The organism is Paenibacillus methanolicus (genome assembly GCF_008124765.1).
Classification (GTDB): Bacteria; Bacillota; Bacilli; order Paenibacillales; family Paenibacillaceae; genus Paenibacillus_Z; species Paenibacillus_Z methanolicus.
This window is the reverse complement of the sequence record NZ_VNHS01000005.1, coordinates 180949-202663: the sequence shown is the minus strand read 5'-3', so window position 1 is coordinate 202663 and position 21715 is coordinate 180949. Positions and strand designations below refer to the sequence as shown.

The 21715-nt window shown below is 58.2% G+C and carries 18 protein-coding genes; 8 read left to right on the top strand and 10 right to left on the bottom strand.

The genetic code is table 11. The features are described 5' to 3' along the window. Window positions 1-29 precede the first annotated feature (29 nt). The 3 genes from BCM02_RS14885 to BCM02_RS14875 all read right to left on the bottom strand — a co-directional run bounded on the left by BCM02_RS14885 (window position 30) and on the right by BCM02_RS14875 (window position 1861). Window positions 30-614 (bottom strand): DUF1349 domain-containing protein, encoded by a 585-nt coding sequence (locus BCM02_RS14885; RefSeq protein ID WP_246183384.1) that lies wholly within the window; start codon window positions 612-614, stop codon window positions 30-32. Between the two features lie 85 nt (window positions 615-699). Further along, window positions 700-1377 carry a zf-HC2 domain-containing protein gene (locus BCM02_RS14880; protein WP_148929896.1) on the bottom strand — a complete coding sequence of 226 codons (678 nt, stop codon included), beginning with the start codon at window positions 1375-1377 and terminating at the stop codon, window positions 700-702. Window positions 1378-1381: 4 nt separating this feature from the next. Continuing rightward, window positions 1382-1861, bottom strand: a complete 480-nt coding sequence (locus tag BCM02_RS14875) for an RNA polymerase sigma factor (RefSeq protein ID WP_148929895.1) — start codon at window positions 1859-1861, stop codon at window positions 1382-1384. Window positions 1862-2401: 540 nt separating this feature from the next. On the opposite strand from BCM02_RS14875, the gene BCM02_RS14870 reads away from it, so the two are divergent. Beyond that, window positions 2402-3013, top strand: a complete 612-nt coding sequence (locus tag BCM02_RS14870; RefSeq protein ID WP_148929894.1) for a DedA family protein — start codon at window positions 2402-2404, stop codon at window positions 3011-3013. Window positions 3014-3147: 134 nt separating this feature from the next. Here BCM02_RS14870 and BCM02_RS14865 read toward each other — a convergent pair whose 3' ends face one another. From BCM02_RS14865 to BCM02_RS14855, 3 genes are all read right to left on the bottom strand, one after another. Beyond that, a complete protein-coding gene (locus BCM02_RS14865) occupies window positions 3148-3573 on the bottom strand; it encodes a DUF3995 domain-containing protein (protein WP_148929893.1) in 426 nt (141 codons plus the stop codon). 10 nt (window positions 3574-3583) lie between these two features. Then, window positions 3584-4138 carry a TetR/AcrR family transcriptional regulator gene (locus tag BCM02_RS14860; RefSeq protein WP_148929892.1) on the bottom strand — a complete coding sequence of 185 codons (555 nt, stop codon included), beginning with the start codon at window positions 4136-4138 and terminating at the stop codon, window positions 3584-3586. A 242-nt stretch (window positions 4139-4380) separates the two neighbouring features. After that, a complete protein-coding gene (locus BCM02_RS14855) occupies window positions 4381-5217 on the bottom strand; it encodes an alpha/beta fold hydrolase (protein WP_148929891.1) in 837 nt (278 codons plus the stop codon). A 242-nt stretch (window positions 5218-5459) separates the two neighbouring features. Here BCM02_RS14855 and BCM02_RS14850 point away from each other — a divergent pair, with 242 nt between their 5' ends. From BCM02_RS14850 to BCM02_RS14820, 7 genes are all read left to right on the top strand, one after another. After that, window positions 5460-5723: a hypothetical protein gene (locus BCM02_RS14850; RefSeq protein WP_246183383.1), complete on the top strand. Its 264-nt coding sequence runs from the start codon at window positions 5460-5462 to the stop codon at window positions 5721-5723. A gap of 161 nt (window positions 5724-5884) precedes the next feature. Further along, window positions 5885-10366, top strand: coding sequence for an endo-1,4-beta-xylanase (locus BCM02_RS14845; RefSeq protein WP_148929889.1), 4482 nt, complete (start codon window positions 5885-5887; stop codon window positions 10364-10366). 304 nt (window positions 10367-10670) lie between these two features. Then, a complete protein-coding gene (locus BCM02_RS14840) occupies window positions 10671-11405 on the top strand; it encodes a response regulator transcription factor (RefSeq protein ID WP_148929888.1) in 735 nt (244 codons plus the stop codon). Window positions 11406-11416: 11 nt separating this feature from the next. Further along, window positions 11417-12532, top strand: coding sequence for a sensor histidine kinase (locus tag BCM02_RS14835; protein WP_148929887.1), 1116 nt, complete (start codon window positions 11417-11419; stop codon window positions 12530-12532). A gap of 133 nt (window positions 12533-12665) precedes the next feature. Continuing rightward, window positions 12666-13601, top strand: a complete 936-nt coding sequence (locus BCM02_RS14830; RefSeq protein WP_148929886.1) for an ABC transporter ATP-binding protein — start codon at window positions 12666-12668, stop codon at window positions 13599-13601. A 14-nt stretch (window positions 13602-13615) separates the two neighbouring features. Continuing rightward, window positions 13616-14740: an ABC transporter permease gene (locus tag BCM02_RS14825; RefSeq protein WP_148929885.1), complete on the top strand. Its 1125-nt coding sequence runs from the start codon at window positions 13616-13618 to the stop codon at window positions 14738-14740. A gap of 1 nt (window position 14741) precedes the next feature. Further along, window positions 14742-15890, top strand: a complete 1149-nt coding sequence (locus tag BCM02_RS14820) for an ABC transporter permease (protein ID WP_148929884.1) — start codon at window positions 14742-14744, stop codon at window positions 15888-15890. Window positions 15891-16032: 142 nt separating this feature from the next. Here the strand turns inward: BCM02_RS14820 and BCM02_RS14815 are convergent, their stop codons facing one another. From BCM02_RS14815 to BCM02_RS14800, 4 genes are all read right to left on the bottom strand, one after another. Further along, window positions 16033-18150 carry a glycoside hydrolase family 52 protein gene (locus tag BCM02_RS14815; protein WP_148930142.1) on the bottom strand — a complete coding sequence of 706 codons (2118 nt, stop codon included), beginning with the start codon at window positions 18148-18150 and terminating at the stop codon, window positions 16033-16035. Between the two features lie 61 nt (window positions 18151-18211). After that, window positions 18212-19093 carry a carbohydrate ABC transporter permease gene (locus BCM02_RS14810; protein WP_148929883.1) on the bottom strand — a complete coding sequence of 294 codons (882 nt, stop codon included), beginning with the start codon at window positions 19091-19093 and terminating at the stop codon, window positions 18212-18214. 19 nt (window positions 19094-19112) lie between these two features. Next, window positions 19113-19991 (bottom strand): carbohydrate ABC transporter permease, encoded by an 879-nt coding sequence (locus BCM02_RS14805; protein WP_148929882.1) that lies wholly within the window; start codon window positions 19989-19991, stop codon window positions 19113-19115. A 251-nt stretch (window positions 19992-20242) separates the two neighbouring features. Then, on the bottom strand, window positions 20243-21619 hold the full coding sequence (locus BCM02_RS14800) for an extracellular solute-binding protein (protein WP_148929881.1): 1377 nt from the start codon (window positions 21617-21619) through the stop codon (window positions 20243-20245). Between the last annotated feature and the right edge of the window lie 96 nt (window positions 21620-21715).

Genomic DNA, 21715 nt, shown 5'->3' with positions numbered 1-21715 from the left:
TCTAGTATAAGTTTGTATACCGTCTGCGCTTATTTAGTCTGCTCCAAGCGAAGAAACGAGAAGGTGACGCGGCAGCCATCGCCGGTCGGAGATTGCGCCACCACGCCGACTTTGACCTCGTCCTCGCAGGGCAGTCCGAAGTATCGGATCGTCCCCCACTTCTGGCCATCCTCGGAATAATAGAAGGTAAAACAATTGCCTGTTCTCGCGATTTTCAAATACGGCTCGGGAACTTCTACTTTGCATGAGATGCAATCATCCGAAGCCGAGTTCGTGACGACGCTAAGAATGGAGGGCTGGTTCTCGTAAAACTCGAAACAAAGCTTCGCCCAACGGGATTCATCCGCCATGATCATCAAACATCCCGAGTCGTAGGGACTTTTCATCTCCGCGCCAACCTTGGTCTGCACCTCGAAATCCCCTTGAACCGGGTAATACAGAAACGGAGCGGACGACCGGACGGAATTCCCGGACGGGTCGATAAACCAATCCGCCTTCGGAGGCGCCATCACCTCTAAAGAACCGTCCTCGTTAAACCGCCATGCCTCCGGTTCGTTCAACCACTTCAACTCCGGGCCGTTCTCGCTCTCCGCGCTGCGATCAAACAAATTCAATCTCCTCACTCCTTTGACGGAATAACAGCAATAACTCTACTATTCATTCCACAAATTGCTAACTACTCCTGCCTGAATCGCAAGGTTACTCGGGACGAAGCTCCGTTTCGACCTTTTCGCTTGCCGGGGGCAATGCCATACCCTGTTTCCAAATCAGGATATCTTCGTCCGACGTCCGAAAATAGACGGCTTTCATTTCGCTGCCATGCTTCTCTTTATACAGATACTGCTCATGTTCTAAAGACTCATACATTTCCGATAGCCGCTCCGATAAGACCTTCGTTTTGATGACGGGACGCAGCGGTGTTAAATAGAAGTTCCCCTTCTCGTCGGTATCGTAGCGGATTCGGTTGACCTCATAGCCATCCGTAAACTTGGCATGATAGACAATTCTGCCGTCCGACAGCCGGCTTACCTCATAGATTTTAATGATGTCCGCCGGCACCTTCACCATCTCCCACTGGGAGAGGGCGACATATCCCCCGAACAGCAGGACGGCAGCGAGCAATCCCATCATGAGCGATTTGACTTTGGAACGTCGCCACAGGACGGCAATTTCTTTGATCGCCGCGGCCTCATCATAATTGTTCGCCACGTCCGCTTCCGGTAAGCGGATCGCCGCCTTGATGGCGTTCAATTCCGCGCTGCAGCGCTCGCAGTCCGCTAGATGGGCTTCGATCAGCGCAACGCTCTCCGTGCTGCACACCTCATCGTGGTACAGAGGCAGCAAGTCTTGGATGATCTCGCATGATATTCTCTTCATTCCCTTAAACCTCCTTTAGCCGGTCTTGCACTTTCCGCTTGGCGCGGTGGAATGTAACCCGGGACCAACTTTCGGTTTTCTCGAAAATTCGGCTGATCTGCGCAAACGTCAATTCGCCGAACACCCGTAGCGTGAACACCTCTTTATAAGGCTCCTCCAAACCATGCAGAACTTTATGGATGCGCAGCGCCTCTTCCTTATCCATCATCGCGGCTTCGAGATTGTACGCGCTTGACGCTTCGGTCGAATCATGGGCGACGAATCGCTTTTGTTTCGCCGAATAGGAGAAGTATGTATGTTTAGCGATTTGGCAAAGCCAGACGTTAAGTTTGCAAGTTCCCTTATACTGATCAATGCCATGTAAAGCCTTAAAGAAGGTCTCCTGCGTAATTTCCTCCGCGATCGCCGGATCTCTGCACAGCGACCAGACGAACCGGTATACGTCTTTGAAATATTGCTTGTACAACTGCTCAAAATCGGTCACATTCTCACCTCCCTCAGCGATATGACTCGGCTAGAGACGATGCGTTACAAGGTTTGTTAAAAAAATCCCATTACGCGCGCCTTCATTCCGCCCCTAACAAAAAAAGGCGGCCGATTGTTACCGACAGCCTCGCGTACAGCAGGTTTGGATTTCGCCAGACGCTTCCCTACGACCCCAAGCCCAAATACACGTCCATCTCGAGTTACTCGTCCTCCGCCTTGCTGCCCCAGTTCCGCGTCATCTCGATCCGCCATGCGTTAATCCGGCTTCATGCCAGCCTCCTTCAACAGCTCGTGCATGCGTTGATAGGTGGCCTGGATATCGAATCGCTTGCATCGAAATCTAATTATTGGGACTCTTTCAATAGAGTTCATTTTATCAAAAGAGGCTCGGCCGGACAGGTCAATTTTTATCATTTAGTAACAAGATCGCCACATTTTCGCGAAAAGCGGGGGACTCTTCCACGTAAATATAGTGCTGCGCTTGGCCATCGTGCGCGAAGCGCTGCCAGCAGTTATTCGTAGGAGGTGAGTTTGAAGCATGGAACAGTGGATCATGGACACGATGAGTCAATTCGGTTATTTGGGCATTTTTTTGCTGATCGCGCTGGAAAATTTGTTCCCGCCCCTTCCGTCGGAGCTGATTCTCTCGTTCGGAGGGTTCATGACGACCTCGACGGAACTCACGATTGTCGGCGTCATTCTTGCTTCGACCGCCGGTTCGCTTATCGGCGCGATCGCCCTGTACGGGCTCGGCCGGCTCATGCCGCTCGAGCGTCAAGTCGCGTTCGTCGCGCGTTACGGCAAAATGCTGCGCCTCAAACCCGAAGATATCCGCAAGGCTCACGCATGGTTCGATAAATACGGCATATGGGCCGTGCTGATCGGCCGGGTCATTCCGTTGATCCGAAGCCTGATCTCCATCCCCGCCGGCAGTACCCGGATGCGGCTGCTCCCGTTCCTGCTCTTCACGACGCTAGGGTCCCTCGCATGGAATACGTTCCTCGTCGTCATCGGCGCGACCGTCGGCGCTTCGTGGGAATCGATCGTCGGCTACATGGACGCCTATTCCAACGTCGTGTACGCGCTGATCGCGTTGGCCGGGGCGGGCGCGATCGCGTATTTCGTTCGCAGGCGCAAGGTGCGCCAATGAGGGCCTCCATCGCGCTGGCCGGGATCAATCCGGCTACCGCCGGAGGCAAACAGAAAGGCTTCGCCGATGATTCATCATCTGGCGAAGCCTTTTGGGGTTCGAGGGCAGGGGAAGTAAGAAGATTCGCTTTCGGTTCATGCCTTGAGCGTAATCCACATCAGACCTATGCCCAAACATACGCACAACGGAGTATACAACGCGGAATCCCATCTCGCGAATGAGGTCCCTTTATGCTTTTTGAAAATACCGACCCAACGAAGGTCTCCGACGGCTCTTAGAATGAAGACAGCCGATAAAGCCCAGCCTCCGAAGGGGAATAGAAAATCGGGGACCATGGAACGATTCGCGACGCCCCCAAGCGCGAACACAAACCAACCTGCAGCCGCCAACGCGATGGCCACAGCCCCCGTGGCCGCCATTGTCGGCCGGAAGAGCGGCTTGGAGCCCGTGCCGGGCAGCGCGGCCGCCATCCCTTTCTTCCCGCCGGCCAGCCAATACAGATGAATGCCGCTAAGCAGCATAAGGGTGAATCCCACGATCCATGCAAGAAGATTGATCATCGTCGCCTCCCTATATCCCCAATAATTGACGTCGCAGCATGTCAATATGCCGGTTCCGTTCATCGTCGCTAACCGGATGATGCTTATGCCGTTCATACCATCCCAAATAATAATGGTAGAGCAGGCTGGATTTATGCTCGGCTATCTCGGGATCCATCCCGGTTTGAATCAGGAGCTGCCTCGCGTACTCCATTCTTGTGCGCTCGATCTGTTCAAGCACCTCGTCATAAGTCGGATTGTCCCGGCCCAATTTACGCAAGTAAAATAGAAAGTCCCCCATGCGGGTCGCGGAAAACATCTGAGTCAGCAGCGCGATCATTCGCTCCTCGGATTGCTCGGCGCCGTCTGCCTTGTTCATCACTTGCTGCGTCGTTACATGGGCCCAATGATCCACGATTTTGGCAATAAACTCGCTTCGGTCGTTGAAATACCAATAGAAGCTGCTTTTGCTGCAGCCAAGCTCCGACGCCATCCGCTCAATCACCAGACCGTCGATGCCGTCCCGCGAGAACCGCCTTATCCCCGATTGGATCCATTGTTCTTCGGTCACGATGATCTTCGGCATGATCATCCCGCCCCTTTCTGTACGGAACCGTACAGAACATAGTTTAACCCATTTTCTGGAACGGATCAATAACCAAATGCGACTTCGAACGCGAAGATAACGATCCTTGTTGTGTTAATGACCTCTCATCACGAGCGGCTCATGGATAACCGTCCTTGCATCCAAACCAAAAGGGCTTCGCAGATGAACCATCATCATGCGAAGCCCTATTTGGATTCGAGGAGTCTCCTTCGTATATGGATTTAGCTCTTCAGGAAATCGATCAATGCGGCATTGAATTCCTTCGGATGCGTCGCATTCAGACCATGCGGAGCGTCTTTGATGACGACAAGCCGGCTGCCCGAAATCGACTCATGCGCGAGTTGGCCGCTCACCTCGATCGGGACGATGGCATCGGCATCGCTATGAATGATCAGCGTCGGCAGGTCGAATTTGGCCAGATCTCCGCGGAAATCGGTCCGCCCGAAGGCGGCGACGCAATCGATCGTGCCTTTCGGGGACGCGAAAGCCGCAATATCGCGATTGTACGTTCGGAACGCCTCGCTGACCAAATCCGTACGGTCGCGTACGGCGAAGAAGTTCGTCGTGAAATTATCGAGGAACGCGATCCGATCGGATTTCAGGCCGTCTTGAAACGCTTGAATGGTCGCTTCGTCCAGTCCGCCTTCCGGATGCTCCGCCGACTTATAGAAATACGGAGAAACCGCGGCGGCGAGCACCGCCTTCGTCACCCGCTTGCTGCCATAGGTCCCAATATAACGGGCCACCTCGCCTCCGCCCATCGAGAAGCCGACCAACGTGACGTCCTTCAGGTTCAAATGCTCCAGCAGCTTGTTCAGATCGGCCGCGAACGTATCATAATCGTACCCGCCCCATGGCTGAGACGACTTGCCGAAGCCTCGGCGGTCATAAGTAATCACGCGATATCCCGCTTCCACCAATGCCGGCACCTGCGCCTCCCACGAGCGCCCGCTCAATGGCCAGCCGTGAATGAGCACGACCGGCTGCCCGGCTCCCTGAACCTCGTAATAAAGATCTACGGGTACTCCATTCTCTTCCGCAACGGTTACAAAAGCCATCGTTCATTCCCCTTTCCGGATATCGGAACAGACCGCGTTACGCGCTGTCCCATTGCTTGCTTTCCATGTACTCATCGTATTGGAACAAGGCGGAACGAACAATGCCGATTTCTCTATAGCAAGGATAGGCAAATGTTATAGGTTCCCAGTTAAACGGGAGGGTTCGAAAAGGATAGGATCCGAACATTAATTCGAGTTACGACCATCTCTCGACACCACAACAAAGTGCACCGGTCATTTCCGTGAAAGACTGGATGATCACGATGCTCCTTGCTGCAATCTCGGTCATGAATATCATTATGCTGCTTATCTGGGCATTCGGCGGCAAGGCGAACCCGAACAAAACAACTTACGCGAAAGCATCGTTAATCTGGGCTTTGATCGGCATCGTATTCTATATTGTCATCCTCGGTCTATTTCTCGGCCCTCTTGCGTCAATGAATTCACTCTCCCCAATCGGTATTCTCCATGGCCTTGCTCTTCGCTGTATACACAGCGCGGGCTAGGCCTTTGTAGCTTGCAGCCAAATTCCATATCGCTGTCTCCCTCCATTGCCCCACTTCCTTTAATTCCTACAGTACGTTCTTTACTTCCTCAAGTGCTTGCCTAACCGTCCCGACGTTATGATGAAAGCGCTTTACTTCATCTTACTAAGGGGGTTTACGCAATGCGCAGCAGCATCAAAAAAGCGGCGTCGCTGCTCTTGGCCGCCGCTCTGCTCCTGCCCGGGGGCTGGGCGCCCGCGAAGGCGGAAGCGGCCGAGACCGGCACGGTCGTCCTGAAGCAGGACTTCGAGGACGGCGCGACCGGCGGCTGGGCGAAGCTGTCTTGGGGCAAAGCCGGCGACGCGGTCGTCTCGACCGAGCAGGCGAGCGACGGCACGCATGCCTTGAAATTTACGAACCGGGAAGCCAGCGACAGCAAGCCTAGCCTGAACCTGACGAGCGTTCTGCAGTCCGATCGCGTATATGACATCTCACTCAAGGTCAGGCATGGCGAAGGAACCGGCACCTACCACATCGGGTCCAAGATCGACTCCCCGGCGCTCGAGAACAAGTACCCCTGGATTATCGGCAACAAACCGGTGACCGCCGATGCCTGGACGACGTTCGAGGCGAAAGCGTACGAGATGCCGAGCGATACGAAGGAAGCGCTTATCTGGGTCGAAGCCGCGGACGGCACGACCTCGACCGCCGATCTGTACATCGACGAAGTGCTCATCGTAGACGTGACGCCTGGCTCGGGCGGCGAACAGCCGGGCGGCGGCGACCAATCCGGCGTCGCGGCCGACTTCGAGCAAGGCGGCCTGCAGGGCTGGGTCGCGCGCAACGGCACCGACCCGATCGAAGTATCGTCGGCCGATAACCATACGGCTGGCGGATCGAAGTCCCTGCTGACGGCGGCCTCCGAGCAATATCAAGGACCGTTGCTGAACGTGCTCGGCAAGATGCAGAAGAACAGCAAATACCGTCTCTCGGCCTGGGCCAAAATGGCGACCGGACAGGAAGCGACCGTCATCCGCATCAGCGTGCAGCACGGCGACAATACGTTCACGAACGTGTCGGCCAACGCGACCGTCACGGATGGCGCGTGGGTTCAACTGAGCGGCGACTTCACGCTGCCGAACACGCCGTCCGTCCTGAACGCGTACGTGGAAGTCGCCAATAATTACGGCGGTCCGCGATCGTTCTATATCGACGACTTCAAGCTGGAATATCTCGGCGCCGTCGAAGGTCCGCTTCCGGTACAGACGGACATTCCGCAATTGAAGACGGTCTATGACGACTACTTCGAGATCGGCGCGGCCGTCGAGCCCGCCCAGCTGGAAGGATCGCATGAAGAGCTTCTGCTGCGGCACTATAATTCCATCGTCGCGGAGAACTCCATGAAGCCCGACTCCATCAGCAAGAACGGAGACAGCGCGACATGGAATTTCGGGACCGCGGACAACATCGCGAATTATGCGCGGGATAACAACTTGACGCTCCGCTTCCATACGCTGCTCTGGCACCAACAAGGCGCGGAATGGATGCTGAAGGACGCGCAGGGACAATATTTCGAGCCGAACGAGACGAACAAAGCGACCGTGCTGAAGCGGCTCTCGGATTACATCGACATCGTCGTTCCGCGCTACGCCGACGTGGCCAAAGCGTATGACGTCGTCAACGAGGTCATCGACGAAGGACGTCCGGACGGCATGCGCGACAGCCAGTGGTACCGCATCACGGGCGACGATTTCATCCGCACCGCGTTCACGCGCACGCGCTACGTTCTCGACCATCTGCAAGCGTTCAAGCCGGACGCCTCGGCGGCGGCCATCGCCAACGCGGAGAACGCGAAGCTCTACATCAACGACTACAGCACGCACAATCCGAAGAAACGCGATTTCCTGTTCGATCTGGTCACCCGGCTGAAGGAAGACGGCGTGCCGATCGACGGCGTGGGCCACCAAACCCACATCAACATTACAGGCCCGTCCATTCAGCAAATCACGGACTCGATCCGCAAATTCGGCGAGGCCGGCTTTGACAACCAAATTACCGAGCTCGACGTCTCGGTATACACGAACAACACCGACGCGTATACGACCGTGCCGGATAACTTGCTGAACAAGCAGGGCTACCGGTACAAAGAGCTGTTCGACGCGCTGCGTAAGCTCGACAACGAAGGACGCTCGGCGCAAAATCCGGGCGGCTGGATCAGCAACGTCACGATTTGGGGCGTCGCCGACGATCACACGTGGCTGACGAACCGCCCGATCACGAGACAAGACGCCCCATTCCCGTTCAGCACGCGCCTGCAGGCGAAGCCGGCCTACTGGGGCATGGTCGACCCGACGAAGCTCCCCGTCGTCGGCAAGCTCGGCTCCGCATTCCAAGGCACGCCGGCGGGCGGCGCGGCAGATTCCGTATGGCAGCTCGTGCCGGCGATGAAGACCGAAGAGGTCGGCACGCTCGGCGCGGACGTGAAAGTACTCTGGGACGAGACGAAGCTGTACGCGAAGGTGCTCGTGAAGGACGCTTCCGTCGCGGCGGACGACAGCGTCGAATTGTTCCTTCAGAACAACGGCACGCAGACGGTGAAGATCGCCCGCGGCGGCCAAGGCGCGACCGAAGGGACCGGCGGCTACGTCGCCTATGCATCCCTGCCGATTCCGGCCGGCTCCGCGATCGGCGGCCAGCTCGCCTTCGACTTGCGCGTCTCGGACAGCGGCGTGAACGACGGCTCCGAGCAAGGACGCAACGGCGCCATCGTCTCCTGGAGCGATCCGCGCGGCGCGCAGGATACGGACGCGATCGGATACGGCAAGCTTACGCTCGCCGCCGCGCCGAAGGTCGCCGAGTCCGCGTTCGGCACCCCTCAGGTAGACGGCACGATGGATGCGGCATGGAACAGCGCCGCCGAGTTATCGACCGGCATCTGGGTCGAGGGCACAAGCGGCGCTACCGCGAAATTCCGCACGATGTGGGACGCGGACAATTTGTACATCTTTGCGGTCGTGACGGACGCCAAGCTATCCGACGCGAGCGCGAACGCCTACGAGGAGGACTCCGTCGAGCTGTTCGTCGACCAGAACAACGGCAAGACCGAGTCCTACGAGGAAGATGACGGCCAATACCGGATCAACTTCAACAACGTCAAGACGGTCGGCGGCCATGCGTCGCAGGATAACTACGTCTCGGCGACCAAGACGATCGAAGGCGGCTACATCGTCGAGACCGCGATCGCGCTCGATACGATCGCGCCGGCGGACGGCACGCTCATCGGCTTCGACTTCCAAGTGAACAACGACGAAGACGGCGACGGCGACCGGGATAGCGTCGCCAACTGGGCCGATCCGTCCGGCTCCTCCTACATGAACACGTCCAAACTCGGCTTTCTCCGCCTGATGAAGACGCAGACGAACACGCCGGGACCAACGAGCGGCGGCGCCTTAACCGTACCGGCGACAGGCGCGAAGATCGAGACGAAAGAAGGTCAAGTCGTCGTCACGCCTACCGTGCAGCTGAAGGATGGACGCGCGGCGGCCTCCCTCGGCGCGGATAGCTTGAACGAAGCGCTGAAGCAAGCGACGCCTGACGCGCAAGGAGGCAAGCAAGTCGTCATCGAGCTGCCGGCCCAGCCGAACGCGGACGGCTATGACGTACAGCTGCCGGCTTCGCTGCTGAACAGCGCCGGCGACTACGCGCTTACCTTGCGCACGGCGGCCGGCACGGTCACATTGCCTTCGGGCATGCTGACCGGCACGAACAACGCAAGCGGCACGGAGCTCGTTACGCTGCGCATCGGCGAAGGCGCCGTTGCGGCGACCGTATCCGACTCCGCTCGCGAACAGATCGGCGAGCGCCCGGTTATCTCGCTCGAACTCGTAGCGGGCGACAAGACGATCGCATGGAACAACACGGATGCTCCTGTCACCGTCGCGATTCCGTATAAACCGACTGCTGAGGAGCTCGCTCATCCGAATCGGCTCTTCGTCTGGTATATGAACGAGGAAGGCAAAGCCGAACCTGTTGCAAACGGACGATACGATGCGGCCAGCGGAACGGTTCATTTCAGCACGACGCACTTCAGTATCTACTACGCCGTCGCTTATTCGACGAAGACGTTCGGCGATCTGCAAACGACGCCATGGGCGAAGGAAGCCGTCGAAGCGATGGCCGCGCGCGGTATCATTAACGGCATCACCGACTCGGATTTTGCGCCGAAGAACGCGATCAGCCGGGCCGACTTCGTCGCCCTGCTCGTCCGCGCGCTGGAGCTGAAGACGGATGCAGCGCCTGCGACGCCGTTCGCGGACGTGAAGCCAACCGACTACTATTATGAAGCGGTGTCCACCGCGCAAGCGCTGGGCATCGCGTCGGGCACGGGTCAGAACCGATTCGAGCCGACGGGTGCGATTACCCGCCAAGACATGATGACCTTGACCGCGCTCGCCTTGAAGGCGGCAGGCAAGCCGCTCCAAGGATCCGGCTCGCTTGAAGCCTTCTCCGACGCAAGCATCGTGGCCGGCTATGCGAAGGAAAGCGCGACCGCGCTCGTCGCGGCCGGCATCGTGAAAGGCAGCGGCAATCAGCTTCGCCCGCAAGCGACGCTGACGCGCGCCGAAGCCGCGATTATCGCGCAAGCGGCGTGGGCGCTTCGGTAAGGGAAACTACGAAACCGCGCGAGCTATCCAAACTTTAGTACTGTTTGAGAGCCATGAACCTGCTTCAGCAGGTCCATGGCTCTGCTTTTGTTACCTGCAAAAAAAATATGTTTCTTGCGATTTGTCGTTCTTGCTCGTATCAGGCGAACCTGACCGTTACGTCTCTCGTTAGAACGATGGTTTCGATCCGTGGCAAAGGATTCGTTCTTCTTCGGCCTATTCGATTGTCGGACAGCGCGCCATTGGTATATTCTTGTATCAATGGATACCATTCGCCAACGCGTTCACGAGGGGGCCTTATCGATTGAAAATTAAAGTGCTGATCGCGGACGATAATTCGTTTATCCGCGAAGGAATGAAGATCATCCTCACCACGTTCGACGAGTTCGAGGTGGTCGCCACCGTCGGCGACGGAGCGGAGGCGGTCGAGTATTGCCGCTCGCACGAAGTGGACGTCGCCCTGCTCGACGTGCGCATGCCGAACATGAACGGCGTCGAGGCCACCCGTCTCCTGACCGAGCAGACGAAGGCCAAGCCGCTGATCCTGACGACGTTCGACGACGACGAATACATTCTCGAGGCGGTGCGGTCAGGCGCCAGAGGGTATCTCCTCAAGAACAACGACCCCGAGAGAATCCGGGACGCCATCAAGAGCGTGTATCACGATCATCACGTTCTCCAAGACGTCGTCCTGAACAAGATCAAATCTAATCTCATGCCGAGCCCGCAATCGAATCCGCAGACCGGCCGCGATACGCCTAACGGTCATGCCTCCGCTTTCAAGCCGGATCCCCCCGCTGCCGCGCCGTCGACCGGATCGGATCGGATTGACCGCAGCCTGTTCACGGAGCGGGAGCTCGACATTATGGCGCAGATCGCGAAAGGGCTCTCGAACAAAGAGATCTCCAAGAAGCTGTTCCTCTCCGAAGGCACGACCGCCAATTACATCACATCCATTCTGAACAAGACGGGACTTGAGCACAGGACGCAGATCGCAATCTATTATTTGACGGGTGAAGTCAAGCCATCGGAAGATTAGGGAGTCACGACATGGAATACTGGATCATGGGCAACAAGGCGGCTTTACTTACTTATGTCATCTTCGTCTCTTATTCGGCGGTGCGCGGGTCGTCTCCCTGGGAGATGCTCGCCTACTTGTCCTACTTGTGCGTGAACATGGCCATTCCGATACTAAGAAAGCAGCGGCGGTTCCAGCTGCTGGGATCGGTCGCTTCGGCCGTGCTGGTCGCGCTGTTCGCCTTTCGTCTGAATACGATCTTCATCCTGCTGCTGCCCGTCAATCTTTATGAGATGGTGCTGCTGTCCGGCGGAAGGAACCGCTTCGCCCTGCTGCTTGGTCTCGTGCCGCTGCTCCTTATCCCGGTCGATGAGAAGCTGGTCTATCTTCTGGCCGCCTCCTTAAGCCTTCTACTCTACTATGGCATGCGGGTTCATACGGAGAAGCTCATGAAGATCGGCGAGGAGAAGGAGACGCTTCGCCTCGATCTGCAGCGTCTGAAGCTATCCCTTAGCATGAACGAGGCCTATATCCGCCAATCCGCGTACACCATCAAGCTGGAGGAGCGCAATCGGCTGTCGCAGCGGATTCACGACGAAGTCGGCCACGCGATGGCCGGGGCGCTCATCCAAATGGAAGCGTCCAGACGTCTGCTCGGGGCGAATCCGGATAAGGCGTCCGAGCTGCTCGGCAACGCGATCGCCATCTCCAGGGAGGGGCTGGAGCGGATCCGACTCACGCTGAAAGATATGAAGCCCCGGTCGGAGGAGCTGGGCATTCACCGGCTTCGGCTGTTCGCGGACGAGTTCTCCGCCAATCACGCGATGAAGGCGACCGTCACGCACGCGGGAGATCTGGATGCGATCACGCCACTTCAATGGAAGATTATCCATGAGAACGCGACCGAGGCGGTCACCAATTCGCTGAAGTACGGAGGGGCCTCCGCCGTCGAGTTCGAGGTTCGCGTGCTGAACCGCATGATCCAATCCGTCGTCGCCGACAACGGCAAAGGCGCGGACAAAATCGTCAAAGGGCTGGGCATCGTCGGCATGGAGGAGAGAGCCGCGTCCGCGGGAGGAACCGTCATCGTCGACGGTACGAAAGGCTTCCGCGTGACCACGCTCCTGCCTTTCCGGAAGGACGAATGAAAGAACTCACGTCTCGCGCACGTTTCGAACATGAAGTTTCTCATATGCAAAGGATGAACTTATGCACTGACATGAGGTCATCCTTTTTTATTAGAATGAAGCCATCAACCTTAACCGAATCGGAGTGATACGGATGAACGTATTGGAAATCCGCAACCTGACCAAGACATTCGGCGACTTCATCGCCGTCGACAACATGAACCTCAGCGTTCGCGAAGGCGAAATCTTCGGCTTCCTCGGCGCGAACGGCGCGGGCAAGAGCACGACGATCAACATGATCTCCTCGCTGCTGCGAATCACGAAAGGAGAAGTCCGGCTGCTCGGCAAAGACATCGTGAAGGAGAATAAATTCGCCAAAATGAACATCGGCATCGTGCCGCAAGATCTGGCGATCTACGAAGAGATGACCGCCTACGAGAACGTGAGCTTCTTCGCCGGACTGTACGGTCTTCGGGGCTCGCTGCTGAAGGAACGCACGGAGGAGGCGCTGGAGTTCGTCGGTCTGGGCGACAAGCACAAAGCGCTGCCGAAGAGTTTCTCCGGCGGCATGAAGCGGCGCCTCAACATCGCTTGCGCCATCGCCCACCGCCCGAAGTTGATCATCATGGACGAACCGACCGTAGGCATCGATCCTCAGTCGCGCAACTACATTCTGAACTCGGTCAAGAAGCTGAATCAGATGGGCTGCTCGGTCATCTATACGAGCCACTACATGGAAGAGGTCGAAGAGATCTGCACCCGAATCGCGATCGTCGACCACGGCAAGATCATCGCGGAAGGCACGAAGGAGCAGCTCAAGTCGATCATCACCGATACGAAGGAGACTTGGATCGGCGTGAAGAACGCCGAGCGTCTTGACTTGGACGCGTTGAAAGGCATCCCCGGCGTGAATGCCGTTCGAATGGAAGAACAGTCGGTCAAGATCATATCGAGAGGCGAGATCAATAATCTCAACTGGGTGATCCAACAGCTGATTCGCGATCAAGTCGAGATCAGCTCGGTCGAAGAGCAAGCGCCCAATCTGGAGACGGTGTTCTTGACCTTAACCGGCCGGAACCTGCGCGACTAAGGAGGACGAGGAACGTGAATGTGCTCAACATAGCGTTATTCGAGATGAAGAGGGACTTGCGGGATAGGCGGACCTTGCTCTTTATGCTTGCTTTTCCGATCGTGCTTATTCTGATCCTCGGAACGGCGCTCACGAACGCCTTCCATACCGGAATCGAAGTCGGGGAGATGAAGCTGCTTGTTAACAACACCGCCCGGAGCGAGCAGCTGCAAAGCTATTGGAACGGCTTCGCTCATACGATCGGCAAAGAAGGCGTCGAGTTGACGCCCGCCGCAAGCGGAATCGACGGCAAGAAAGCCGTTGCAGATAATCAATTCACGGCGTACGCGGAGATCGACGACAACGGCATTCGCTTCTACGGAAGCAGCCGCGATACGATCGCGAGCAATATCATCCAAGGCATGCTAACCTCGTTCGCCGACAAGTACAACTTGGCCGCGGCAGCCGTTCGAAACAATCCCGAAGCGGCGCATGCCATCATCGCGGGATCGACGTCGGCCGGTTCGTTCGTCCAAGAGTCTTCGCTCGATCCTGACCGCAAACCGAGCTCCATCGATTATTACGCGATCGCGGAATCGACGATGATCGCCTTCTATGCCTGCATGTCGGCCAGCTGGCTCATCCGCGGCGAAGTGAAGCGGAAGACGGCGATCCGACTGGCCGCCGCCCCCGTCGGGAAGATGGAGATCTTCGCGGGTAAGGTAATCGCGAGCACGATCATCAACTTCCTGTGCATTCTCGCGGTCGTCCTCTTCAGCAAATATGCGTTCAACGCCAATTGGGGCGATCACCTCGGCTCCGTGTTCCTCCTGCTGTTCACCGAAGTTCTGCTGGCGGTTAGCTTCGGCCTTGGCATCGCCTTCCTATTCAAAGACGATGCGGTCAACGCCGTCATGATGATCTTCGTTCAAGTCGCCTCCATGATCGGCGGCGCCTACTTCCCTGTCGACGAGGCATCCGGCTTCTTCGGCGCAATCGCCAACATCTCGCCTCTTCGCTGGGCGAATGAAGCGCTCATGAACTTGATCTACAACAACGACTTGTATGCCGTGTTCCCGGTCATCGGGCTCAATACCGCGATAGCGGCGGCGTTCCTCGCATTCGTCGCCATCGCCATGCGCAAAAGGGAGGCGTTCTGACATGAACAACATGCTTTGGATTGCACGCAGGCTGCTCCGCTCGACCTTCCGCAAGAGATCGAGCTGGGTCGTCTACTTCGGATTGCCGATCGCCGCCATCCTGCTCTCCATGCTGATCTACGGAAGCGCAAGCGGCGGCAGCCTGCGCGTCGGCGTCCTCAACCAGGACGGCGACAAACCGATGACGCAAGATACGATTCATTTCGTCGAAGGGCTGAACAACGTGAAGATCACGATGACGGACGAAGCGTCCATGAACAAGGATATCGCTTCCGGCAAGCTGGACAGCGGCCTTATCTTCGAGGAAGGATTCGCGGACAGCGTCCGGGACGGTCAGCCGGCCCATCTGCGCCTCGTCTCCGCCAAAGGCGCGGAAGTGACCGCTTACGTGAAGGTTCTGCTTGACGGCTATCTCGTCAACGTCGCCGCGATCGGCCAAGCGACGAAGAACGACGCGGATGCGTTCGACGCCATCTATGCGGATTACAAGAAGTCCAGCTTCAAGCTCGACGCCGAGTCGCTTGAAGACGCCGCGAAGTTTAAGGATATGACGTATCAATCGATCGGCTTCCTGCTGATGTTCCTCCTCACTTCCGCGGTCAACCTGTGCGGGCTTATTCTGAAGGAGAGAGAAGATCGCACCTTCCTGCGTCTGCTCTCGTCGCCGCTGTCGGCCAGGGGATTCGTGCTGGCGAACGTGATGGTGACCTTCCTCATCCAGGCGCTGCAGATCGTCATTACGCTGCTCGTCTTGAAGTACGCCTTCGGCATCGACTCCGGCGTTCCGTTCGGCGTTATGCTCGGCACGCTCCTCCTGTTCTCGCTCGTCGCCATCGGCCTTGCCCTGCTGCTCACCGCGTTCTCGAAGAACAGCAGAGGCGCCGCTGCGCTGCAGACGCTGATCATTACGCCGACCTGCCTGCTTGCCGGCTGCTTCTTCCCAGCCGAGATTATGCCGGATACCGTTAAGAAAATCTCGAGCTTCCTCCCGCAGCACTGGCTGCTCGACACGATTACGAAGCTGCAGGACGGTCAAGCGCTCGGAAGTCTCGGACTCAACTTGGCCATTCTCGTCGCCTTCGCCGCCGTCTTCGCCCTGGTCGCCATCTACCGCTTCAGCCGCAACAACGACGTAAGGCAGTTTATCTAAGCACGCCAAAAGCGCCCTCACCTGCTTAGGAGAGGGCGCTTTCTTCGCTTTCTTCGCGTTCTTGCAATCGGAGGAGAGCGTAAGATGATCCGCTATTTTAGCGCGGAACCGATGGCCAAGGTTAATGGGCAAGCTAGGCCGCCTACTTCCCTTCCTCCAGCCAAAGAATGCTCGTCACCCCGCGCGGGTAATACTTGCTGCCCGCAATTTCCCCGGCAATAATCTGGTCGCTCCAGCTCCATACCGACAGCGCCTTGTGCGTCAGCCAGCGGACATGCGCCGCGTCGGCGGAAGCGCCCCTCTCATCCCATTCCAGCCCGAGAATTTGACGGGCGATGAACTGGCACAGGTAGACTTTGCTCAGCCAGGAGTTGTTGCTCGTCGACGAGATTTTCCAGCCGCCGTCGGGGAACAAGCAGACGCCCTCCTGCAGCACGGTGTCCAGATGCATACGAAGCGCCTTCATATAATCGGCGTACGGTCCGTTCGCAGCCAGCGCGTCGCGGCGGTTCGTGAAGTACGGGAAGATCAGCCCTTCGATCGCCGGGATGATGCGCGAATCGTTGCCCTCGCCGATGACGGCCGGGATATATCCTTCCGGCTTCAGATGGCTCGTAATCGTCGCCGCGCATCGCGCCGCCTGTTCGCCTGCTTGCCTGGATAGCACCGGCTGGCCATAGTCCGCGAACAGCTTCTCGAGCGCGACGTAAGACGCCCAGCTTTTGCCCGCGAGATAGATGTTGTTGCGCGCCTGGCCGAGCGAGACGTCGAGGCTGTCGTACGTCGTGATCTCCGCTCCGCCCATGACGCGACTACTGTCGAGTCCCATTATGCCGTTGCGCTGCGCCTGGTCCGGATGGTCGCGGTTCAGCATGCTGTCGAAGCAGAGAACGAGGATATCCAGCTTGGATTTCATCCAGTTCCGGTCGCCCGTCTGCTCGGCGTAGACGGCCGCGCACAGCACCCAGTTCACGAGCTGCTCGTGCGTCATGTGCGAGAAGCAGCCGTCCAATCCGTACAGCTCGTAGGACGAGTAGCCCGGCCGCGAGATCGTGTTCGCGACGCCCATGTCGTGCGTGAAGCTGAGCCCGCCCGGATATTCGGCGTCGTCGCCCGGGAAGCGTACCGTATCCTCGTAGCTGAAGCGCTTCACGAACATATTCAGCTCGTTGCGCACCGTCCACGGGTTCATCTTCAGCTCGAAGAACAGCTGGTCGACGGTCAGGTCGAACGTGTTCATCATCCGGTATTCGCCTTCGTTCACGACCCAGAACGGCTCCCCGTCCGCGTCCAGCAGCTGGGTCGAACCGTAATAGCTGCGGATCGAATGCGCCAGCATGAAGCGCTGGTCCTCCGACAGATGCGGCGCTTCCGCCAGCGCGTTCGACGCCAGCGCCTGGTCGCGCAGCATATCGTAATTCGCATGCGCGTAGCCCGCGACCGCTTCGATATTCCGGAAGAGGCGCGTGTAATAGTAAGACGCGTCCATGCCGGCGGTCACGAGGCCGCCCCGGTAGAAGCTGACCGCGAACCGGTACGTGCGCCGCTCGCCGGCCGGCACGTCCATGAGGAGCACGCCGACCGGGCCGAGGCCGAACGTCCAGTTCTCCTCCTGCGGCGTTGTCAGGATGTTCTCAACGCTGAAGTGCAGCGCCGACCGAACGCCGGGATCGGCGCACGTGATCGCGGTCAGGCGTCCTTGGCCGATGCCCGCGACGCCCGGCAGCGTGTCGTCCACCCGCCGCATCGAGCTGTACGGGTCGCTCCCTTGGTAGCCGAAGAAGGCGCGGCGAGCGCGGGTGCCTTGTCGGTTATCGATCGTTAGCTCCGCCAGCACGGACGGCACGAGCGCCAGCTTCAGCTCCTCCTCCGATGCGGTTGCCGGATCGGGCACCGGCTGCGCCTGCGACAGAATCGCGAACGTCAGGTCGCCCGCTTCCCACGTATCGGTACCGAGCCGGAAATCCCGCTTCACCGCCTCCTTCGCGAACGCCCGAATGATGCGCGGCTTGTTCGGCTCCGGGTCCATGTTCTCGATATCGTAGCGCTTGCTCTCGTCGTCAGCCGCCGCGAAGAACGGCAGCGCGTCGTACAAGCCCGCCTCGTCCTTCGACTCGACGCCGATGTACACGTTCTGCTTCGGCGAGCGGCCAAGCTCCAGGTCAAGCCCGCCCCCGCTGCCGGGGAATCCGAGCGTGAAGCTGGCGAACGCGCCGATCGGCGAATGGTGGGCGTTGAAGAACTTGTTGTGCTCCTGCATGGTGTTTCTCGTCACGGTCGTTCCCTGCTTTCCTCTCTAGTTCGGCGATGCGCCGCAAATATTACCCTTTGACCGAACCGGCCGTCATGCCTTCGACGATCCGGTTGCTGAGGATGAAGAACACGATCAGAATCGGCAAAATGCTGATCATGAGCGTCGCGCCTATCGCGCCCCAGTCCGTCGTATATTGGCCGATGAAGTTCTGGATGCCGACGGTGAGCGTCTTGAGCCCGTCCGAGCTGATGAACGTGTTGACGAATACGAACTCGTTCCAGTTGTAGATCATGTTGATGATAACCGTCGTCGCGATTACCGAAGCCGTCATCGGCAGAATGATTTGGAAGAATATTCGATTGACCGAACAGCCGTCCATGACCGCCGCCTCTTCGACCTCGCGCGGCAGCGTCTGGTAAAAGCCGAGCAGAATCATGATCGTCAGCGGCAGATTGAAGGCGGTATAGGTCAGAATGATCGACAGCGGATGGTCCGTCAGGTTCGCTTTCATGAACATTTGGAACAACGGAATGAGCGTCGAGTGGATCGGAATCATGATGCCGACCATGAACAGGCCGAGCACCGGCTTCTTCAGCTTCCAGTTCATCCGCGTCAGCGCGAACGTGACTAGACTCGCCAGCAGCACGGTCAAGACGACCGCCGCGACCGTGTACCAGACGCTGTTGAAGAAATACCGGCTAATGTTGCCTTCGGTCCACACCTTCGCGTAATTTTCCCACTTGGGATCGGTCGGCAGGGCGAAGGGAGACATATTGAACACTTCCTGGTTGTCCTTCAAGGAGAAGAACAGCAGCCAGATGAGCGGAAAAACTTGCAGGACGGCGATCGCGCCCAGCACGGCGTACAGGAGCGCCATGCCGAATACGCGTCCGGCGGGACGGCCAGCGGCGCGCGCGGCCGACCCCGGCGCGGCTAATGTTTGTGCCATAATACGGTCGCTCCTCTCGTTACGAATATTGGATCTCTTCGCCGGCGGTCAGCTTGCGGATCAGCCACGTGACGACGAGGCAGATGAGCAGCAGGAAGAAGCCGATCGCGCTGCCGTAGCCGAAGTCGAAGCTGCGGAACGCCTGGTCGTACATATAAGACGCCATCACTTCGCTGGCGCCGTTCGGGCCGCCGTCGGTCATGACGTAGATGAGGTCGAAATACTTGAGCGAGCCGACGATGGCGAGCACCACCGTCACCTTCGAGACGCTCGCGATGAGCGGCAGCTTGACGCGAAGCGCGATCTGAAGCGGGTTCGCCCCATCGATCCGCGCCGCCTCTACGAGCGAAGACGGGATGTTCTTCAGCGCCGCGTAGTAGATGAGAATATAGAAGCCCGCGTACTGCCAGATGATCGGAATGAAAATCGCGATGAGCACGATGCGCGTATCCGACAGCCACTCGATTGTCCCTTCGAATCCGAGCGAGGCGAGCAAGCTGTTCACGACGCCGTTGGTCGGGTGATAAATCTTCAGCCACAACTGCGCGATAGCCACCGACGAGAGCAGCATCGGGATGAGGTATATTTTGCGCAGCAGGTTCGCGCCCTTGATCTCGCCGGAGAGGACGAGCGCCACCGCCAAGTACGCGATGAGGCTCAGCGCGGAGAAGAGCGCGAGCAGCAGCGCGTGGTAGGCGCTCTGCCAGAAGGCGGAGTCTTGGACGAGCCTGCTGTAGTTGTCGAGGCCGACGAATTCCATGGCGCCGATGCCGTCCCACTTCATGAGGCCGTAATAGCCGGTGAGCACGATCGGCACGTAGATCAGCGCGAGCACCAGCGCCAGCGCCGGCAGCACGTACAACGCGATCATTTTTTTGTTCGACATGACTTTATCCATTCGAGACACGCTCCTTCGGGTGAACGTTACGCAGCCCTGCCAAGGTTCAAGACCAGTCCGGGCATGCGCCTTCACCGGTTGCCGGTTGCTGCTTGATTTGAGGGTGGTTGCACGCCAGCGGGACGCGTTTTCGCGCGTTTTTGCCCCGCTATCGGGCTTTTTGGGTGCAGAAAAGGACATATCGCGCACCTAAGGGGGGATATGTCCTTTTCCTCGGGATTCCTTGTTGACTTGCGATTACACGACCGCGGTTACTTGCCCGCTTCCTGCTTCAGCGCTTCTTCGTGGTTCTTCGCGAAGTCCGCCGGCGATACTTCCTTGCCGAACAGCGCCTGGATCATGTTCAGGTGGGTCTGGGCGACGGCCGGGCTCATCTGCACGTCCGCGAACAGCGTGATGTTGCTCGCCTTGCCCAGCTCGTTCAGAATGTCGATGTACATTTGCGGCAGCTGCACCTTGGACGTGTCGACCTTGGTCGCCGGGATGACGCCCGCCTTGGTCACCGACTGCTCGCCCCACTTCTCGACGAAGAACTTGACGAATTTCTTCGCCTCTTCCTTCACCTTCGAGTTCTCGGCGACGAACAGCCCGACGCCCGGTCCGCCGACCCAGCTGTCGATGTTGCCCTTGCCGCCCTCGATCGTCGGGAACTTGAAGAAGCCGACGCTGTCGCGGAATTCCTGCGGAACCGATTCGTTCGTCGTGAAGTTCGGCAGCTCCCACGTGCCCATCAGGTACATGGCCGCCTTGCCGTTCATGAATTCGGATTTGCCCTCGTCGTTGGAGAGGCCGTTGAAGCCTTTGTTGAACGCGCTGCCGTTCACGAGCGCCTGCACGTCTTCGGCCGCCTTCACCAGGCTCGGATCCTCGAAGGAGCCGCTCCGGTTGATCGCGTTCTTCAGCGTCTCCGGTCCGCCCAGCCTGTCGGCCAGATACATGTACCAGAGCGAGCCGGTCCAGCGGTCCTTGTTGCCGAGCGCGATCGGCGCGACGCCGTTGCTCTGGAGCGTCTCGACGACCTTCTGGAAGTCGGCGTACGTCTGCGGCACTTCAAGATTGTATTTGCTGAAAATGGCTTTGTTGTAATACACCGGCGTAATGTTCAGTTCCAGCGGCAGCGCATAGGTCTTGCCGTCCACCGCGTACGCCTCGGTCGTGCCGGAGACGAACGAATCCTTCAGGCCGCCTTCGAGCGTATCGTCGAGCGGCGCGAACAGCTGGCCTTTCACGTACGGCGTCAGGAAGCCCGCCGCCCACGTCATGCCGACGTCCGGCAGGTCGTTCGAGGCGGAGAGCACTTTCAGTTTGTTCTTGTACTGCTCGTTCTCCAGAATCTCTTGCTTGATCGTCACGTTCGGATTCGCTTCCTGGTACTGGGCGATGATATCGTTGACGATCATGTTCTGCTGCTTGGAGCTGCCGGCCGGCCACAGGTGCATCATCTTGAGCGTGACCTTCTCCGCCGTTGCGGCATTGCCGCCCGCATTGCCCTCGGCCGGCGCGTTGCCGCCCGTATTGGTCTCGCCTGCCGCGTTGCCGTTGTTATTGCTGCTGCCGCACCCGGTCAGCGCCAGCGCGGAAGCGAGCGCGACGGTCATGGCGACCGTTAATGGTTTTTTCTTGAACATGTTTTTCTTCTCCCCTTTGTCGCTAAGGATAGCGGTTACATTTCCAATGATAGCGCTTCATGGGCTACCCGATAAGGTCACGGCGATTAGGGAAAA

Bases quoted from the DNA above. Each gene is read 5' to 3' on its own strand.
- BCM02_RS14880 (WP_148929896.1), bottom strand. From the start codon at position 1,377: ATGAAGAGAATATCATGCGAGATCATCCAAGACTTGCTGCCTCTGTAC.
- BCM02_RS14870 (WP_148929894.1), top strand. From the start codon at position 2,402: ATGGAACAGTGGATCATGGACACGATGAGTCAATTCGGTTATTTGGGC.
- BCM02_RS14865 (WP_148929893.1), bottom strand. From the start codon at position 3,573: ATGATCAATCTTCTTGCATGGATCGTGGGATTCACCCTTATGCTGCTT.
- BCM02_RS14860 (WP_148929892.1), bottom strand. From the start codon at position 4,138: ATGCCGAAGATCATCGTGACCGAAGAACAATGGATCCAATCGGGGATA.
- BCM02_RS14855 (WP_148929891.1), bottom strand. From the start codon at position 5,217: ATGGCTTTTGTAACCGTTGCGGAAGAGAATGGAGTACCCGTAGATCTT.
- BCM02_RS14845 (WP_148929889.1), top strand. From the start codon at position 5,885: ATGCGCAGCAGCATCAAAAAAGCGGCGTCGCTGCTCTTGGCCGCCGCT.
- BCM02_RS14835 (WP_148929887.1), top strand. From the start codon at position 11,417: ATGGAATACTGGATCATGGGCAACAAGGCGGCTTTACTTACTTATGTC.
- BCM02_RS14830 (WP_148929886.1), top strand. From the start codon at position 12,666: ATGAACGTATTGGAAATCCGCAACCTGACCAAGACATTCGGCGACTTC.
- BCM02_RS14820 (WP_148929884.1), top strand. From the start codon at position 14,742: ATGAACAACATGCTTTGGATTGCACGCAGGCTGCTCCGCTCGACCTTC.
- BCM02_RS14815 (WP_148930142.1), bottom strand. From the start codon at position 18,150: ATGCAGGAGCACAACAAGTTCTTCAACGCCCACCATTCGCCGATCGGC.
- BCM02_RS14810 (WP_148929883.1), bottom strand. From the start codon at position 19,093: ATGGCACAAACATTAGCCGCGCCGGGGTCGGCCGCGCGCGCCGCTGGC.
- BCM02_RS14805 (WP_148929882.1), bottom strand. From the start codon at position 19,991: ATGGATAAAGTCATGTCGAACAAAAAAATGATCGCGTTGTACGTGCTG.
- BCM02_RS14800 (WP_148929881.1), bottom strand. From the start codon at position 21,619: ATGTTCAAGAAAAAACCATTAACGGTCGCCATGACCGTCGCGCTCGCT.